15 protein-coding genes are annotated in these 14874 nt (G+C 37.5%); 7 read left to right on the top strand and 8 right to left on the bottom strand.

Annotated features, from left to right (window positions below; genetic code table 11):
* Positions 1-2: 2 nt before the first annotated feature.
* The 3 genes from hisA to hisIE are packed head-to-tail and all read left to right on the top strand — an operon-like array spanning position 3 to position 2054.
* Positions 3-725 (top strand): 1-(5-phosphoribosyl)-5-[(5-phosphoribosylamino)methylideneamino]imidazole-4-carboxamide isomerase, encoded by a 723-nt coding sequence (hisA, locus tag SOP96_RS11135; protein ID WP_326321009.1) that lies wholly within the window; start codon positions 3-5, stop codon positions 723-725.
* Positions 718-1470 carry an imidazole glycerol phosphate synthase subunit HisF gene (gene hisF, locus SOP96_RS11130; RefSeq protein ID WP_326321008.1) on the top strand — a complete coding sequence of 251 codons (753 nt, stop codon included), beginning with the start codon at positions 718-720 and terminating at the stop codon, positions 1468-1470. Before hisA ends, hisF begins: the two co-directional genes overlap by 8 nt.
* Positions 1467-2054 (top strand): bifunctional phosphoribosyl-AMP cyclohydrolase/phosphoribosyl-ATP diphosphatase HisIE, encoded by a 588-nt coding sequence (gene hisIE, locus SOP96_RS11125; RefSeq protein WP_326321007.1) that lies wholly within the window; start codon positions 1467-1469, stop codon positions 2052-2054. Before hisF ends, hisIE begins: the two co-directional genes overlap by 4 nt.
* A 274-nt stretch (positions 2055-2328) precedes the next feature.
* On the opposite strand, the gene SOP96_RS11120 is transcribed toward hisIE, so the two are convergent.
* On the bottom strand, positions 2329-2691 hold the full coding sequence (locus SOP96_RS11120) for a winged helix-turn-helix transcriptional regulator (protein ID WP_326321006.1): 363 nt from the start codon (positions 2689-2691) through the stop codon (positions 2329-2331).
* A 106-nt stretch (positions 2692-2797) separates the two neighbouring features.
* Between SOP96_RS11120 and SOP96_RS11115 the strand changes: the two genes are divergently transcribed.
* Both SOP96_RS11115 and SOP96_RS11110 read left to right on the top strand, forming a co-directional pair.
* Complete coding sequence (locus SOP96_RS11115; protein ID WP_326321005.1) at positions 2798-3397, top strand: NADPH-dependent F420 reductase; 600 nt, start codon at positions 2798-2800, stop codon at positions 3395-3397.
* A gap of 5 nt (positions 3398-3402) precedes the next feature.
* Positions 3403-3759 (top strand): YybH family protein, encoded by a 357-nt coding sequence (locus tag SOP96_RS11110; protein WP_326321004.1) that lies wholly within the window; start codon positions 3403-3405, stop codon positions 3757-3759.
* A 60-nt stretch (positions 3760-3819) separates the two neighbouring features.
* Here SOP96_RS11110 and SOP96_RS11105 read toward each other — a convergent pair whose 3' ends face one another.
* The 7 genes from SOP96_RS11105 to SOP96_RS11075 form a co-directional block, all read right to left on the bottom strand.
* On the bottom strand, positions 3820-4992 hold the full coding sequence (locus SOP96_RS11105) for a M28 family peptidase (protein WP_326321003.1): 1173 nt from the start codon (positions 4990-4992) through the stop codon (positions 3820-3822).
* A gap of 103 nt (positions 4993-5095) precedes the next feature.
* Positions 5096-5440: a 50S ribosomal protein L20 gene (gene rplT / locus SOP96_RS11100; RefSeq protein WP_283422862.1), complete on the bottom strand. Its 345-nt coding sequence runs from the start codon at positions 5438-5440 to the stop codon at positions 5096-5098.
* A gap of 120 nt (positions 5441-5560) precedes the next feature.
* Positions 5561-5758 carry a 50S ribosomal protein L35 gene (gene rpmI, locus SOP96_RS11095; RefSeq protein ID WP_326321002.1) on the bottom strand — a complete coding sequence of 66 codons (198 nt, stop codon included), beginning with the start codon at positions 5756-5758 and terminating at the stop codon, positions 5561-5563.
* Between the two features lie 90 nt (positions 5759-5848).
* Positions 5849-7618, bottom strand: a complete 1770-nt coding sequence (locus SOP96_RS11090; protein WP_326321001.1) for a glycosyltransferase family protein — start codon at positions 7616-7618, stop codon at positions 5849-5851.
* A 150-nt stretch (positions 7619-7768) separates the two neighbouring features.
* A complete protein-coding gene (infC, locus tag SOP96_RS11085) occupies positions 7769-8269 on the bottom strand; it encodes a translation initiation factor IF-3 (protein WP_326321000.1) in 501 nt (166 codons plus the stop codon).
* Between the two features lie 149 nt (positions 8270-8418).
* Positions 8419-10338 carry a threonine--tRNA ligase gene (gene thrS / locus SOP96_RS11080; RefSeq protein WP_326320999.1) on the bottom strand — a complete coding sequence of 640 codons (1920 nt, stop codon included), beginning with the start codon at positions 10336-10338 and terminating at the stop codon, positions 8419-8421.
* Between the two features lie 150 nt (positions 10339-10488).
* Positions 10489-12033, bottom strand: a complete 1545-nt coding sequence (locus SOP96_RS11075; RefSeq protein WP_326320998.1) for a hypothetical protein — start codon at positions 12031-12033, stop codon at positions 10489-10491.
* A gap of 148 nt (positions 12034-12181) precedes the next feature.
* Here SOP96_RS11075 and SOP96_RS11070 point away from each other — a divergent pair, with 148 nt between their 5' ends.
* Complete coding sequence (locus SOP96_RS11070) at positions 12182-13345, top strand: 2-isopropylmalate synthase (RefSeq protein WP_326320997.1); 1164 nt, start codon at positions 12182-12184, stop codon at positions 13343-13345.
* 28 nt (positions 13346-13373) lie between these two features.
* A complete protein-coding gene (gene leuC / locus SOP96_RS11065) occupies positions 13374-14750 on the top strand; it encodes a 3-isopropylmalate dehydratase large subunit (RefSeq protein ID WP_326320996.1) in 1377 nt (458 codons plus the stop codon).
* The last annotated feature ends 124 nt before the right edge of the window (positions 14751-14874 follow it).

Here is a 14874-nt window from a genome sequence, read left to right as displayed (position 1 = left end):
ATATGAAAATTATTCCCGCTATAGATATTATCGACGGAAAATGCGTCCGTTTGTCGAAAGGAGATTATGATACTAAAAAAATCTACAATGAAAACCCTCTTGAAGTTGCCAAAGAATTTGAAAGTTTTGGCATACAATATCTTCATCTGGTGGATCTTGACGGTGCAAAATCTAAGCATATTGTTAACCAAAAAGTTTTGGAAACCATTGCAAAAGAGACTTCTCTGGAAATTGATTTCGGGGGCGGACTGAAGACTTTAGAAGATATTGAAATTGCTTTTAATTCAGGAGCAAAGCAGATTACGATTGGAAGCATTGCTGTTCAGGATCCCGATTTTTGCTTTGATCTGATTGAAAAATATGGTCCGGATAAAATCATTCTCGGAGCCGATTGCGAAAACCGTAAGATAAAAACTTCGGGCTGGCTGGAAGAAAGTCAGCTTGATGTGATTGATTTTATTCTCAAATATAAAAATAAAGGAATTAAAAACGTGATCTGTACGGATATTTCCAAAGACGGAATGCTTCAGGGCGCTTCGGATGAACTTTATGAAGAAATTCTACAAAAAACAAACATCCGGCTCATTGCAAGCGGCGGAATTTCGGGTATGGAAGATGTATCTAAAATGAAAACAATAGGCTGTTCCGGAATCATTATCGGGAAAGCGATTTATGAAGGCAGAATCAGTTTGCAGCAACTCCAAAATTGTATTGAAAATGCTTAAAAAAAGAATCATTCCGTGTCTGGATATCAAAGACGGAACTACGGTGAAAGGAATTAATTTTGAAGGACTAAGAAATGCGGGAGATCCTGTAGAACTTGCCAAAAAATATGAAAAAGAAGGTGCAGACGAATTGGTTTTTCTGGATATTACCGCAACGATAGAAGAGCGTAAGACTTTTGCGGAACTTGTACAGAAAATTTCAGCGGAACTGAGTATTCCATTCACCGTTGGTGGTGGAATTTCTACCATTGAAGATGTAAGAAAACTTTTGGAAGCCGGAGCCGATAAGATCAGCATTAATTCTTCGGCGGTTAAAAATCCGGCACTAATTTCAGATTTATCAAAAGAATTTGGAAGTCAGTGTATTGTGGTTGCTATTGATACCAAATTAGTAAACGGATCAGATTGGGTTCATGTGAAAGGGGGAAGGGAAATAACGGATCTGAAGACATTAGACTGGGCAAAAAAAGCGGAAGAACTGGGAGCCGGAGAAATTCTTCTTACTTCGATGGACGGTGACGGCACGAAAAATGGTTTTGATCTAAGAATCACAAAATTAATTTCCGAAAGCATCAACATTCCCGTCATTGCTTCCGGGGGTGCCGGAAAATTGGAAGATTTTGAGGTAGTTTTTAATCAGACCAAAGCAACAGGCGCTTTGGCTGCAAGTATTTTCCATTTTGGAGAAGTACAGATTGAGGATCTTAAAAGTAATTTAAAATTTAAAAAATTGGCAGTACGATGAATATCGATTTTAATAAAAGCGAAGGCTTGGTTCCGGTGATTATTCAGGATGACAGAACCTTGCAGGTTTTGATGCTGGGCTATATGAACGAAGAAGCTTTTGAAAAAACTAAAAAAGAAGGAGTTGTAACGTTTTTCAGCCGTTCCAAGAACCGACTCTGGACAAAAGGTGAGGAGTCGGGAAATTTTTTAACCGTTAAAAATATTTCTGTAGACTGTGATCAGGATACTATTTTAATTAAAGCAATTCCGACCAATGTTGTTTGCCACACCGGAAGCTTCAGCTGTTTCGGGGAAAGGGAGTCCAAAGGTTTTCTGTATGAGCTTGAAGAGAAAATAAGCCGGAGAATTGATGAAAAGACCGAAGGTTCCTACACGTATTCACTGTTTCAGAGAGGAATCAATAAAATGGCTCAGAAAGTGGGAGAGGAAGCGGTAGAAGTGGTAATCGAAGCCAAAGACAGCAATGACGATCTGTTTAAAAATGAAGCCGCAGATCTGCTGTATCACCTTTTAATTTTACTGAAAGCTAAAAATTTTACGCTAAAAGATATTGAGGAAATTCTGCTGTCCAGAAACCGATAAAGTTGTTTTTTATATTTAAGGTTTAAATCTATTTTAAATTTTTTTCATTCTCATTAGAAGTTTCAGACGCAAAGTCTTATTTTCATAGTTAATATTTTAAGCTCTTAATGATTGTATATAAAATTGTTTAAATTTAAAAAGAAAACTCTATGGAGTTTTATCTGTGTAGAAATCATATTCGGAAAATGTTTGGCGTTCCGTAGGAACGCTATCTTTAAAATCACATAAGAACCGTATAAATCAGAAGCCAGCCAAAAAATTCGGTTGGCTTTTTCTATGCAATGTTTTTTATTTTCTTAGTGTTTTCTCCCCAATCATTCAGCTGTTTCAAAATCGGCTGAAGCGATAATCCCAGTTCTGTTAATGCGTATTCAACGCGTGGCGGCATTTCGGGATAAACGGTTCTGGTAATCAGTCCGTCTGTTTCCAGCTCTCTTAAATGTTGGGCGAGCATTTTTTCGCTGATCTGTGGGATTGCTCTTTTCATTTCTCCAAAACGACAAATTCCTTCCGTCATTTTCCATAATATGGCGGGTTTCCAGCGTTTACCCATTAATGATAATGCAAATATAAACGGACATTCTGCTTCCAAAGTCTTTTCGTTTTCCAGGTTTACAGAACTTTCTTTTCTCATCATTTGACACTTACTTTTTGGTAACTACCATACAATTAGGTAACTACTTGCAAAAGTAAAGATACAAAACTAAGTTTGCAACTTTAATTTTTTTAATAATATTAAACTCATGAATATAAGTTTTATCGGTGCTGGAAATGTAGCATCCAATCTTGGGAATTTATTTACGAATGCAAGTCATTCGGTACGATTCGGAACACATCAACCTAAAGATGATCAGCTTTCTGTGGGAGATGCAATTTCTTTCGGCGAAATTATCTGCTTTGCTATTCCTTTTTCTGCGATGAAAGAAGTTTTAACAGAGAACAGAGAGCATCTGAAAGGTAAAATTGTTGTAGACATCACCAATGCCATTAATATTTCAGACTGGTCACCCGTATTTTTAGGGGAAGACAGCGGGGGAGAACAGACAGCACGGTTGGTGCCTGAAAGTAAGGTTGTAAAAGCATTCAACACCATTTTTGCAGATGCAATGAAGTTGGATAAACAGTTTAACGGACAAAAATTAACCGCTTTTATTGCTTCTGATGATCAGGAAGCTGCACTTACGGTAAAGAAATTAGCTGATGATGCAGGTTTCAACGGTTTGATAGTGGGAGGAATTAAAAATGCAAGGCATCTGGAAGCAATGGCACATTTAAATATTGCGGTTGCCTTGAGCGGCGGTGGAACTGATGCCGGATTTATTTATGTTCAAAATAAAAATTAAAAGAAATGGAAAATCCGACAATGCAAATCTGGACAGAAAGCTGGAGAAATTCAGAGCCGGAAAATTTCAAAAATGTATATGCAGATAATGCTTTGATTTTTCCTCCTAATAAGCCTGTTGTCCAGGGAAATGAAAATATCCTGGATTTTATGAAAGGAGGCTTGGGAAAAGTAGACGTATTTTTTGAACCGCAAGAATTGATGATTTCTGAAACGTTAGCTTTTGAACACGGAATTTTTAAAGATGCAGAATTATCTGATGGGAAAGTATTGGGGAAAGGTCATTATTCTGTCACCTGGGTTCTGGAAAATTCAATATGGAAAATCCAATGTCATACCTGGTCGATGCCGATTAAGTATTAATCATAAATCTTTCAATAAAAAATCCTGAGCAGTAACTCAGGATTTAATTTATACAAAAAATTATTTTCCGATAATTATTTTTCTGACTGCCTTATTATCTCTGGTTTTTATCGTTGCTAAATAAGCTCCGTTTGCCAGGCCTGAAACATTTATTTTCGTTTCATTTGCTTTACTTAGGATAAGCCTTCCATTCATATCCGTAATTTCAATATTGAAATCTTTAATATCTTTCGGAAGTTCGATGTTCAGGATATCTTTTGCAGGATTCGGATAAACTTTTACTGTTTCAAGGCTGTTCATATTTATTTCTTCCGTAGCCAATAGGGTGGTCGAAGCCGTTGCAAAATGCTGTAATGCCCCAACAGCCGCTTTTCCTACATTGAAAACATAAGCCGGATCTACATTCGCAAAAGTATCATTTACCGTATGCTCATTGAAGCTTCTTACATTTTCATAAAACCCGGTAATAATATCTCCGTTCTGTTCAAAAGGGATATAATCTGAAGCATAAGCATTAGACATTACAGTCTGTAGCGGAGAATATAATGTAGTACAATTGGCCAGCTGCTGGGTAAAAGAAAGAGATTGGGCATTGTTTCCGGATTGTCCGGACTGGTCACTCTCACATTTAATCGCATTATTGTTGTTCCCGATTTTGCCTCCAACCTGATCAATATTAAAAACTACTCTGATGTTCAGCTGTCTTACATTATTCTGGAACACAACATTATCAGCATAATGCGTACTTCCAATCAACCCTTGTTCTTCCCCGGAAAAATGAATAAACTTGATGGAATAATCCGTAGGAATATCCTTTAAGATCCTTGCTGCTTCCAGGATAATGGATGTTCCGCTTCCGTTGTCACTCACACCGGTTCCGGTGATCGTATCGTAATGCCCGCAGATAATCACATAAATATTAGGATACAATGTTCCTGTTTTCGTAATCACAAGATTTTTTGAGGTGGTGCTGCCGAAAGTGAAAGGATCTTCCACCATCTGGCTCACAGCATAGCCGTACGACTGGTATTTTGCTTTAAGCCAGTTCAGGGCATTGGTATTGGCGACAGAACCTGTAGTTTTTACCCCAAGATTTTCAAATTCCTGAAGCATCGTGGTAATATTGGTCTGGGAAACCTGGTCTGCCCTGTTTTTATATGCCTGAATAAAACTTTGGCTATGAAGGTTGTAAGAAACCAAAGAAATAAGCAGAAAAGTAGTTAGTTTTTTCACCCTTAGATAAATTTTTATATATTTAATAATTCAACAAATGTAAATAATAAAAAAATCCCGGGCAAAAAAACCGGGATTTAATATTGATAACAAAAATTTTACATTATTTTACTTGATCTACAACTGCTTTGAAAGCTTCAGGATGATTCATTGCTAAATCTGCTAAAACTTTTCTGTTAAGCTCCACATTGTTTTTCTTAAGAGCTCCCATAAACTGAGAGTAAGACATTCCGTGCTCTCTGGCTCCTGCGTTAATACGAGTGATCCAAAGTGCTCTGAAGTTTCTTTTCTTCTCTTTTCTACCACGGTAAGCATATTGCATTGCTTTTTCCACCGCGTTTTTAGCTACTGTCCAAACGTTCTTTCTTCTTCCGAAATAACCTTTAGCGTGCTTAAAAATTTTCTTTCTTCTAGCTCTTGAAGCTACCGAATTTACTGATCTTGGCATAATTAAATTGTTTTTTTGAAATGTGCGGTACTTTTTTCATTACTCTTAGGTGCTCCATTTCAGGGTTAAAATGTTGAATTTGTTTTGAATTCTTATAAACCGGATATAGATTTATAAAAACTACTTAATTGCTAATTGACGTTGAACACTTTTCTCGTCCACTTTAGCAACATAAGAAGTTTGCGTAAGATTTCTCTTCTGCTTCGTTTCTTTCTTTGTTAAGATGTGGCTTTTGTAAGCGTTTTTTCTTTTGATCTTACCAGACCCGGTAAGAGCAAAACGTTTCTTAGCACCTGATTTCGTTTTTAATTTTGGCATTGTTTTGCTTTTTATTGTTTTGTTATCAATATCTGTTATCGGTTTCCGTAGATTCCCGGAAATAATAGGGTGCAAAATTACAAAAAATTATTAATATTTCCTTTGCAATTCCAGACTTTCTAAAAATATTTCCTTATTCGGAATAACAGTAATGATCATTGTATCATTTTCATAACTTATTGTAGGCTCGGTAGAAAATAAGCTGGTAGCCGAATTGCTAATTTCCCATTGTTCATTATCAGGGTTTTTTAAAGAAAGAATATAGATTTTTCCCTTCTCAAGATGCTTCAGTAATTTTTTACCTTTAAAAATGCTTTCATTATGTGTATCTGAGCTTATAAGGTAAGCCGGAATGACAATTTTATTTTCTTCTCTTCTGATTCCGGTACTTTTTCCATATTTATTAAAGTATAAAATATGTTCGTCATTACTTTGTCGGGCAAGAACTTCAACATAATGAGTAATAAAAACCGGATGGGTTTTCATCTGATCTCCCACATTAAATCGGGGAGCAGTACCCATGTGATAAATAATAATATCCGGGGTTCTTCCGAGTACATAATTGGCGTCGCCCAATTCATGAGCCAGCATTCCGGTTCCAAAATTTTTTGGTGGATGGCGGGGCGTGTAGTAATCATTTAAGCCAAGCATGTCAACGGTTGGAAGCTCAGACGAGTAGGGAATACATCCGGCAGCGGTAACAGCGATCAAAGTATTTTCAGGAAATGTATTTTTTAATGTTTCCCCAAGTTTCATCCCGCGGAATTCCCAGCGTTCGTCAATTGCATTTTGATTATCAGGAATCAGCAGCTGGATAAAAGGATTAATCAGCAAAATAACAATATATCCTGTTTGAATGCTTTTTGTTTTAAAGCTGAACTGCATTTCATTTAACCCTAAAATAATCGCAAAAATTAATAAAATTAACACTACGTAATAATGACGGAAAGCCGGAAAAATATCACCGCCAACTGTAACTACATAAGCGGTCCATGCTGCAATATTTAGCAACAAGTAAAACCCGAAAAGATTTTTCTTTTTATAAGCGAGATAAAATAAACAGTACAGTCCAAGAGCAGACAATAATAATGTTCCGAAAAAAGCTTTAAAAATATAAAAGCCACCCCGTAAAACATGATGTAAAGTTATTTTCACTTTAACCAACGCTGTATTCGGAACCAGTTCTCCATAAAACTGATACCTGAAAATAAGCTGACCCAATAAAAATAAAGCCGGAACAACACCTGCGAAAATAAAAATCAGGATAAGATATTTTCTGTTCTTTCTGAAAGCAGCTCCTAAAAATAATGTTGTTAAAATGGTAAACAGAAAACCATCCGGCCTTGAAATTGCCAAAAGACCGAGCCACAAAGCCAGAAAGTAAATGGCTGTTTTATTTTTATCGTTAATGATCTTTGAAACTTTAACTAAAGTGAGCGTAAGCAGAAGAATGTAGAGCGGCTGCTCCAGTCCGCCAATCGCCCAAACCGTAAAACACGGTGTGGTCGCCAATAGAAATATAGCGGCAAAAACGTATTCTTTCCTTATATTTTTTGTTGTAAAATAAGAAAAGATTACGGCAAGCGTCCCTACTGAACATGCAATTCCCAATATTCTTGCTGCAAGGATAAGATTCATTCCCAATTTTCCTAAAAGAGAAATCATGAGAATCCACAACAGATTGGAATAGCCTTCTACAGGATGTCCGTCGTTCCAGGTAAGTCCTTTTCCCTCAATAAAACGCTGTGCATATCGAAGCGATATTAAACTGTCATCAGAAAGAAAAGGGTAATGGTAATAACAGCCCAGCGCAAAAACAATCAGGATGAATAAGAAAAAGGAATGATACCCTGCTTTCATGGAATTGAATTATAATAAATTTCTTAAGCTTTTTAAGATCAGAATGCAAAATAACAAAAAATAAAAAGTACAATTCAAAATAAAACCGCTTCAGTAAAGAAGCGGTTTACAGTTGATATGTTTTTCGGATCAAATGATCCCTGCTATTGATTATTTAGCCGGTTTTTTAGGACTCATCATCATAATCATTCTTTTTCCCTCAAGCTTAGGAAGCTGGTCTACTTTTCCAACGTGCTCCAGTTCCTGGGCAAGCTTTAAAAGAAGGATTTCTCCCTGGTCTTTAAAGATAATCGAACGTCCTTTAAAAAATACGTAGGTTTTTAGCTTTGAACCTTCTTCAAGGAATTTTTCAGCATGCTTTTTCTTAAACTCGTAGTCGTGTTCATCGGTTTGAGGTCCGAAGCGAATTTCTTTCACTACTACTTTCACCTGCTTGGCTTTAAGTTCCTTCTGTTTTTTCTTTTGCTCGTATAAGAACTTTTTATAGTCCAAAACTCTAGCAATAAACGGTTCAGCCTTATCAGAAATCACCACCAGATCCAGTTCCTGCTCCTGGGCAATCTGTTTTGCTTTTTCTGTAGGATATACTCCCGGCTCTACGTTATCGCCCACTAAACGAAGCTCTCTCACACGAATTTTATCGTTGATCAAGTGAGCGTCCTCCTGTACCGGACGTCTCTGTGGGCCCCTGTTGTTAAATCTTTGTGCTATTGTATTATAATTTTATTGGTTAATTCTAATTTAATTGTCATTCAGAACTCAAAAATTTATTTTAATTCTGAATTTTAAATCTTTGATTTTTATATCGCAGATTCTTTTTTGAAATAAGAAACGAAATCTTCTAAATTCATTACGCCCAGGTCTCCTTCACCCCGTCTTCTTACAGAAATTGTGCCATCTTTTTCTTCATTTTCTCCTACAACCAGCATGAATGGGATTTTATTTAATTCCGCATCACGGATCTTTTTCCCGGTCTTTTCGTTTCTGTTATCAATCTGACCGCTAATATCGTGATTTTCTAAAAATTCTGAAACTTTTTTAGCATAATCTGCATATTTTTCACTGATGGGAAGAATAATAAATTGATCCGGGCTTAGCCAAAGAGGGAAGTCTCCTGCGGTGTTTTCAAGCAAAATAGCAATAAAACGTTCCATAGAACCAAACGGGGCTCTGTGAATCATTACCGGCCTGTGCTTTTCATTATCGTTACCTATGTAGTGAAGATCAAATCTCTCCGGCAGGTTATAGTCTACCTGAATCGTTCCCAGCTGCCATTTTCTTCCTAACGCATCTTTCACCATGAAATCAAGTTTCGGACCGTAGAATGCGGCTTCACCATACTCAACAACAGTTTTCAGACCTTTGTTTTTTGCTGCGGTGATGATTGCATTTTCTGCTTTTTCCCAGTTCTCATCAGAACCGATATATTTTTCTCTGTTATCAGGATCTCTCAAAGAAACCTGGGTAACAAAATCTTCAAAACCTAACGATCTGAAAACATACAATACCAAATCGATTACCGCTTCAAATTCTCCCAACAACTGATCTGGGGTACAGAATAAGTGCGCATCATCCTGAGTAAATCCACGAACCCTGGTCAATCCGTGAAGTTCTCCCGATTGCTCATATCGGTAAACCGTTCCGAATTCTGCATATCTTTTTGGTAAATCTCTGTAACTCCATTGTGAAGTTTTATAAATTTCACAGTGATGCGGGCAGTTCATCGGCTTCAGCATGAATTCTTCACCTTCATTCGGTGTTTTGATTGGCTGGAAGCTGTCTGCACCGTATTTATCCCAATGCCCGGAAGTCACATACAATTCTTTGGAGCCAATGTGTGGCGACATTACAAATTCATAGCCTCCTTTTTTCTGAGCTGCAGAAAGGAAATTTTCCAATTTTCTTCTCAAAGCGGTCCCTTTGGGCAGCCAAAGCGGCAAGCCAGCTCCCACTTTTTCAGAAAAAGCAAAAATTCCTAATTCTTTACCTAATTTTCTATGGTCTCTTCTTTTAGCTTCTTCCAATCTTTCAAGATATTCGGTCAGCTCTTTCTGTTTTGGGAAAGAAATACCGTACACTCTTGTCAGCTGAGGATTTTTTTCATTTCCTCTCCAGTATGCTCCGGCTGCATTTAAAATTTTCACAGCTTTTACGATACTTGTATTCGGAATATGCCCCCCACGGCAAAGATCTGTAAAGTCGTCGTGGGTTACAAAAGTGATTTCTCCGTCGTTGAGATTGGAAATCAGTTCTACCTTATAAGGATTATCTGCGTATACTTTTAAAGCTTCCTCTTTAGAAACCGGATATAACGAGAATGTTGAGCCTTTTTTAGCATTTTCCAATACTTTTTTCTCAATCTTCTCGAAGTCTTTTTCAGATAAGCTTTCGTCCCCGAAATCTACATCATAGTAGAATCCGCTTTCGATGGCAGGACCGATGGTTAACTTAGCATTGGGATAAAATTCAAGGATTGCCTGCGCCAAAAGGTGCGCAGAAGAATGCCAGAACGCTTTCTTTCCAAGATCATCATTCCAGGTAAGCAGCTGTATTGTAGAATCCGTGGTGATAGGCGTGGTCGTCTCTACTTGTCTGTCATTAACAATTGCGGAAATGGTGTTTCTAGCCAATCCCTCGCTTATAGATTTTGCCACGTCTAGCGGAGTAACTCCTGCTTCGAATTCTTTGACACTACTGTCTGGAAGTGTAATTTTTATCATTGTTTACTAAGAAATTTTAAGATGCAAAAATACAGAATTTTTATTTAAAATGCTATATTCCCACATATTTGAAGCAATATTTAATACTAAAAATCATAGAATTCCGTTTTTAATGATTAAGCCTACGTCAAAAAAACCGGTTATAAAAGTTTAAAGCTTTCTTTTATATTTTACTTTTTGTTTGATAATTTCAATAACATCTACATTTCTTAGCCTGGATTGTACCCATCCGTGAATATCAATGTACAGCAATGATCTCCTGTAGTATTCGTTTTGGGAAAAAAGTTCCAGTTTTTTGTCGAATTGTTGAAAAGATTCAATCTGCTGCTGCGGAGTTTTATTATTTAAATTTTTAAAAAAACTGATGCTTTCAAAATGGAATTCATCCGGCTTTTTCATTTTTTTAGTGAATTTTAAAGTAGCTTTTATAAAATCATCGTAATCTTCATCATTTCCCGATTCATACTTTGCCATTAAAATCAGGATTCTGGTATGAAACAGCAGGTCTTCCTGAACATTTCCTTTTGATTCAATGACTTTCAACGCGTACTTTATCGACTCTTTAAACTTTTTACTCCCGAAAAACATAGCTGCCATTTTAAGATACAGAATCATAAAATGATGCTCATCAATTTTATCACGCAGCTTTTCCATTTTAAGCTCGATTTCAGGGATTATTTTAGTTCCTGAAAAGAATTCACCTTTTACAAAGTGAATATTCATCAAAGTATTATAATGTGTCAGAAAAATAAGCGATTGCAGGTTTTCATTTTGAGCAAAACTTGAAGAATGTACCACTTCGTTAAACTTCATAAAACGGTCTTCCAGAATATCAATATTCCCGTACAGAAAAAGGATTTTCAGGAGGTAAGTATTTCCTTTAATATACCACACGGGATGGCTCGTAATCATTTCCGGATTGCTGTGAAAAAGATCTACCCAGAGAAAGGCATATTTCAACGTGTATTTATATTCCTGGAGCAGCTGGTTCTTCCAGACATGAGCCTTAAAATACCATAATTTTTCTGTAAAATTCAGTTTTTCAAAAACTATTTTCTGAATTTGCACATCAAAAATTTTCATGATTTCAGCACGCTCTTCATCAGTTTTCACATAACCATGCGTCAGCATTTGGCTGTACAGCTTCAAAGAAAGATTAGACAGTTCGGTCGCATAATGATTTTGCCTGCTGATTTCAGTAGACTGCCGGATCAGTTCTTCCGCCCGTCCTTCAATACTTCGTGTAATAAATTGTGATTCAATTACTTTTTCCAGATCAATAATTTCTGAAGCAATGGTTTTTTCGTCAAGCTCAAGAGCTGTCTGTTTTGTTTTATCTAAAATTTTCAAAGCCTGTTTATACAATCCTTTCTGGTACAAAATATTGGCAAAATCCAGCTGTTCACGCAGCTGAATCCTGTAATTTTGGTGGCTTGGATTCATTCGTAAACTTACCAGAATCTGTTTGTAAAGATGCGCTTTAAGATTGGATAACTGCTGTTTTGTTGAAATTTTTTTCTGAATGATAATGCTTTCATCATATTCTTTCATCTTATCCATTTCAGAAAAAAGAAGCAGGAATTTTGCATCCACATTGATCCCGAGCCGGTTTACATACAGCCTGAACTGCCTTTTTTCCGAAGTCGTAAGCGACTTAATCAGGATGAATAAAAAATCTTTATGCAATTCTGCCATTGTAAATTTTTAAATTTTAAAGTGCTGATAAACAGAAATTTAAATTCAATTTTCTATATTTTGAATATTGTAATTTTTATAAAAACCGAAAATGAATAAACGTTTCATCTTTTTAGTTTTGAATCAAAATTAAGTAAAATACTTCATTATGAATTCCGAAAAAGTTGAAATTTTTGATACCACGCTGCGGGATGGAGAGCAGGTTCCCGGCTGTAAACTGAATACGGAACAGAAACTGGCTATTGCGGAAAAGCTTGATGAACTTGGGGTAGATATTATTGAGGCAGGTTTCCCCATTTCCAGTCCGGGGGATTTTCATTCGGTTTCCGAAATTTCAAAGCTGGTGAAAAATTCAAAAGTGTGCGGACTGACAAGAGCCAATCAGAAAGATATTGAGGTAGCGGCGGAAGCACTTAAGTTTGCGAAGAGGCCAAGAATTCATACAGGAATCGGAACTTCGGATTCGCATATCAAATATAAATTCAATTCTAACAGGGAAGATATTATTGAGAGAGCGGTGCAGGCAGTAAAATATGCTAAAAGTTTTGTAGAAGACGTAGAGTTTTACGCCGAAGATGCCGGAAGAACAGCTAATGACTATCTCGCGAGAGTCTGCGAAGAAGCTATTAAAGCCGGAGCTACGGTCCTTAATATTCCTGACACAACAGGCTATTGCCTTCCTGAAGAATATGGAGAAAAGATAAAATACCTGAAAGAAAATGTAAAAGGAATTGAAAAAGCGGTATTGTCATGCCATTGCCATAACGACCTTGGACTCGCGACTGCCAACTCTATTTCAGGTGTCATTAATGGAGCACGACAAATCGAATGTACCATCAACGGTCTTGGAGAAAGAGCGGGCAACACAGCTTTGGAAGAAGTTGTTATGATTTTGAAACAACATAAAAAATTAAAATTATACACAGAGGTCAACTCCAAAATGCTCAATGACATGAGTGTTTTGGTGTCTGATCTGATGGGAATGCCGGTACAGCCTAACAAAGCGATTGTGGGAGCCAATGCTTTTGCACACAGTTCAGGAATTCATCAGGACGGGGTGATCAAAAACCGGGAAACCTATGAAATTATTGATCCTGTGGAAGTTGGGGTCAACGCTTCAACTATTGTACTTACTGCCAGAAGCGGGCGTTCTGCACTGGCTTACCGGTTCAAGAATATCGGCTTTGAAGTTACTAAAAACGAGCTTGATTTCTTATATCAGGAATTTCTAAAAATGGCTGACCGTAAAAAAGAAATCGATAATAATGACTTAACTGCTATTATCGAAAGGATAACGAGAAAAATAGGATAGGGAATTGGATTTCAATTGCAGCAATACAATGAATAAAAAAACACTTTTTGACAAAGTCTGGGATGCTCATGTGGTGGAAACGATTCCGGACGGACCTCAGATTATATACATCGATAAACATTTGATCCATGAAGTGACAAGTCCGCAGGCTTTTGCAGAACTTGAGTCCAGGAATTTAGGGGTTTTCAGGCCGAAACAGATTGTGGCAACTGCCGATCACAATGTTCCGACATGGGATCAGGATAAGCCGATACGGGATGAATCTTCCAGAAACCAGGTTGAGCAGCTTACAGAAAACTGCAGAAAAAACAACATCGAATTGTACGGTTTGGGACATCCTTATCAAGGAATTGTTCACATCATTGCCCCGGAGCTGGGTATTACCCAACCGGGAATGAGCATCGTTTGCGGCGACAGCCATACGTCTACACACGGCGCTTTCGGATCTATTGCTTTTGGAATCGGAACAAGCCAGGTTGCGCAGGTTTTTGCCAGCCAATGCTTATTGCTGAATAAACCTAAATCGATGAGAATTACCGTAAACGGAACCTTAAATAAAAATGTTCAGCCGAAAGACGTAATTCTTTATATCATTTCAAAAGTCGGGACCGATGGCGGAACGGGATATTTCTGCGAATATGCCGGAAATGTCTTTGAAGAAATGTCGATGGAAGGAAGAATGACCGTCTGCAACATGAGCATCGAAATGGGTGCGCGCGGCGGAATGATCGCTCCGGACGAAACGACTTTCAATTACGTTAAAGGAAGAAAATTTGCTCCGGAAGGAGAAGAATGGGAAGAGAAGGTGGAATACTGGAAGACACTTAAATCTGATGATGGAGCCGTTTTTGATGCGGAATTTACCTTTGATGCTTCCGACATTTATCCGATGGTAACCTACGGAACCAATCCCGGAATGGGAATTTCGATCAGCCAGAACATTCCTCATCCGCAAAATGATTCCGAAGAAAAAGCTTTGAAATACATGGGATTAACAGCCGGACAGGCACTTTCTGACATTAAAGTGAACTATGTCTTCATCGGAAGCTGTACCAACGCAAGAATCGAAGATTTCCGTTCGGCAGCCAATTATATTAAAGGAAAAAGAAAATCGGAGCATGTTCACGCATTAATTGTGCCGGGTTCCCAACAGGTAGCCAAACAAATATATGAGGAAGGCCTCGACCAAATTTTTACGGAAGCCGGATTCCAGATCAGGCAGCCGGGATGTTCGGCTTGTCTGGCAATGAATGATGATAAAATTCCGGAGGGTGAATACTGCGTTTCGACTTCCAACAGGAATTTTGAGGGAAGACAGGGACAGGGCGCGAGAACGATTCTTGCGAGTCCGCTAACCGCTGCTAAAGTTGCCGTGGAAGGGAAAATTTCGGCTTTTGAAAACTGATTGATGAATTTTACTAAAACTTGTCTAAACTTTTTTACCACAAAAGATGCAAAGATTTACACACTTTAGTTTTTTAAGCTTTTAGTAAGTGAATTGTCAATAGCGAATAGTGAATTTTAGAAAT

This window comes from Chryseobacterium salviniae (assembly GCF_035819015.1).
Classification (GTDB): Bacteria; Bacteroidota; Bacteroidia; order Flavobacteriales; family Weeksellaceae; genus Chryseobacterium; species Chryseobacterium salviniae.
Note: the sequence above shows the minus strand (reverse complement) of the source record. Positions and strands in the feature narration are given on the sequence as shown.

Coding starts and splice junctions, on each gene's coding strand:
- thrS (WP_326320999.1), bottom strand. CDS start 10,338: ATGATAAAAATTACACTTCCAGACAGTAGTGTCAAAGAATTCGAAGCA.
- rplT (WP_283422862.1), bottom strand. CDS start 5,440: ATGCCAAGATCAGTAAATTCGGTAGCTTCAAGAGCTAGAAGAAAGAAA.
- SOP96_RS11075 (WP_326320998.1), bottom strand. CDS start 12,033: ATGGCAGAATTGCATAAAGATTTTTTATTCATCCTGATTAAGTCGCTT.
- SOP96_RS11090 (WP_326321001.1), bottom strand. CDS start 7,618: ATGAAAGCAGGGTATCATTCCTTTTTCTTATTCATCCTGATTGTTTTT.
- SOP96_RS11115 (WP_326321005.1), top strand. CDS start 2,798: ATGAATATAAGTTTTATCGGTGCTGGAAATGTAGCATCCAATCTTGGG.
- SOP96_RS11070 (WP_326320997.1), top strand. CDS start 12,182: ATGAATTCCGAAAAAGTTGAAATTTTTGATACCACGCTGCGGGATGGA.
- hisIE (WP_326321007.1), top strand. CDS start 1,467: ATGAATATCGATTTTAATAAAAGCGAAGGCTTGGTTCCGGTGATTATT.
- rpmI (WP_326321002.1), bottom strand. CDS start 5,758: ATGCCAAAATTAAAAACGAAATCAGGTGCTAAGAAACGTTTTGCTCTT.
- hisF (WP_326321008.1), top strand. CDS start 718: ATGCTTAAAAAAAGAATCATTCCGTGTCTGGATATCAAAGACGGAACT.
- SOP96_RS11110 (WP_326321004.1), top strand. CDS start 3,403: ATGGAAAATCCGACAATGCAAATCTGGACAGAAAGCTGGAGAAATTCA.
- hisA (WP_326321009.1), top strand. CDS start 3: ATGAAAATTATTCCCGCTATAGATATTATCGACGGAAAATGCGTCCGT.
- leuC (WP_326320996.1), top strand. CDS start 13,374: ATGAATAAAAAAACACTTTTTGACAAAGTCTGGGATGCTCATGTGGTG.
- SOP96_RS11120 (WP_326321006.1), bottom strand. CDS start 2,691: ATGATGAGAAAAGAAAGTTCTGTAAACCTGGAAAACGAAAAGACTTTG.